Source organism: Alkalicoccus saliphilus, assembly GCF_003044065.1.
Classification (GTDB): domain Bacteria; phylum Bacillota; class Bacilli; order Bacillales; family Salisediminibacteriaceae; genus Alkalicoccus; species Alkalicoccus saliphilus.
This window is the reverse complement of record NZ_PZJJ01000069.1, coordinates 1-1,449: the sequence shown is the minus strand read 5'-3', so window position 1 is coordinate 1,449 and position 1,449 is coordinate 1. Positions and strand designations below refer to the sequence as shown.

At 49.2% G+C, this 1,449-nt stretch carries 1 protein-coding gene; it reads right to left on the bottom strand.

The features are described from left to right. Positions 1-36 precede the first annotated feature (36 nt). Positions 37-1,397, bottom strand: a protein-coding gene (locus C6Y45_RS17170; protein ID WP_107586449.1) for an IS3 family transposase whose coding sequence is annotated in 2 segments (ribosomal slippage) — positions 37-953 and positions 953-1,397 — 1,362 coding nt in all. Because the reading frame shifts where the segments join, the coding sequence is not laid out codon by codon here. Between the last annotated feature and the right edge of the window lie 52 nt (positions 1,398-1,449).

The following is a 1,449-nucleotide window of genomic DNA, read 5'->3' as shown; positions in this document are numbered from 1 at the left end:
ATGATGTGCACCCCTGAAATTAGACACCAAAATTTGTCAAATAATCGCTGGCTCATGATGCAGGCGGTATTGTACCGGGCTTACTTTTAAACGGGATTTTATGCGATCGTGATTATAGTAATGGATATAGCGTTTCAGCTCCCGCAGAAAATGAGGGATGCTCTTCCACTTTTCGGTACGGAGAAATTCCGATTTAAAGGTGCCGAAAAAGCTTTCGATGATGGCATTATCCAAGCAATTTCCTTTACGGGACATACTTTGAGTGATTTTTTGTTTCGCTAGTCGCCGCCGGTAGTGAGGGGTCTGGTACTGCCAGCCCTGGTCGGAGTGAAGGATGAGTTTCTTCTTCTTGGAATGACGGGCAAACGCCCGATCCAGCATCGTATCGACCAGTGCTTTATCGGGACTGTTTCCGATGGCGTAAGCAACGATTTCTCCGTTGTACATGTCGAGCACGGGAGAGAGATAAAATTTCTTCTGGAACAGGATAAACTCCGTGATATCGGTCGTCCACTTGGCATTTGGCCGTTTGGCACGGAACTTTCGTTGAATCAGGTGGGGAGCCTTCGTTCCGACGGGTCCCTTGTAGGACCGGTACTTTTTCCGGCGGATCTGGCAGGAGAGCTGTAATTCCTGCATCAGCCGCAGCACTTTCTTATGATTGACCGTCCGGTCAAAACGCGATTGGAGTTCCATCTGAATCCGCCGGTAGCCGTACCGTCCTTTATGTTCATGGAAAATGCCCGAGATCCATTCTTTTAGTTCCTGATTCCGATCTCCCTGCTTCCGGCGCTGCAGAATGGCATAAAACGTGCTTCGTTTTAATCCGGCAAGTTTCAATAGAAACGCCAGACGGAATCCCGGGTGCTCCTGCCTTAGTTCGTCGACCGCCCGCGCCCGGTCTTCTTTTGTGAGGATTGCTTTTCTTGAACTAAGGCTTTCAACTTTTTTAAATAGGCATTCTCCATCCGAAGTTCCTCTAACTCCTTTTGCATCTCTTTCGTACTCATGTCTTCCAGCGGTTTCTTTTTCATGGGTGGACGCCCCTTCTTCACGGGAAAAAGCGTACGGAGATCGTGGAGCAGGGCCTGATCCTCCCACTTTTGCACGGTAGAGGGAGCAGCAAGGTTAAATTCCACGGCGGTTTCAAAATACGACGCACGATGTTTCCAGTGATAGTTTAGTACCTCCATTTTAAACGCTGGATCGAAGGCAAGACAACCTTTTCGTGGAGCGAGCGCCCCTTTTCCATGCCGGCGAAACCGAGCGACCCACAAACGGATGACGCGTTTGTCCACGCCGAGCTTACGACTGATATCTGCATACGAATAATGGTCCGAGAGATAGAGATGAACCGCGGCTATTTTTTCCTGTTCCGTAAACTGTCCAACTGCCATAAGAACCCCTCCTTTCATGTAGGAGTGTCCAAGATAAGGGGGGCACTACAGA